The organism is Bacillus pretiosus (assembly GCF_051294775.1).
Classification (GTDB): Bacteria; Bacillota; Bacilli; order Bacillales; family Bacillaceae_G; genus Bacillus_A; species Bacillus_A wiedmannii.
In genome coordinates, this window is record NZ_JBPPHF010000307.1 from 1 (window position 1) to 296 (window position 296).

Sequence of the window (296 nt, forward strand, 5' to 3'; positions counted from 1 at the left end):
GTGCTGGCCCAGTGGGGGTGGGTTGTGGTGGTTGTGGTGGTGGGGTTGTTCGATCAGGCGATCTCGGTGAAATTCGGTGCTGCCGAACGGAAGATGCAGCAGCGGCTGGCCGAACGAGGGAAGACTGGAGAGGACCGTCAGGCGCTGCTGGACGTTCTGATGGAAATCGTCACCGACCCCGGCGTTCCGGATGAGGAGATCGGTGCGCTGATCCGCGGCGAGAAGATCGGGTGGGAGCGCCTGCGCGCGGCGATCGCCCAGGCCAAGCCCAGGTTGCCGCGTGATCACGGGCATCT

The 296-nt window shown here is 65.2% G+C and carries 1 protein-coding gene; it reads left to right on the plus strand.

The features are described from left to right. Positions 1-24: 24 nt before the first annotated feature. The coding region (locus ACSG5Z_RS31000; protein WP_435712875.1) for a hypothetical protein at positions 25-296 on the plus strand (272 nt) is incomplete at its 3' end.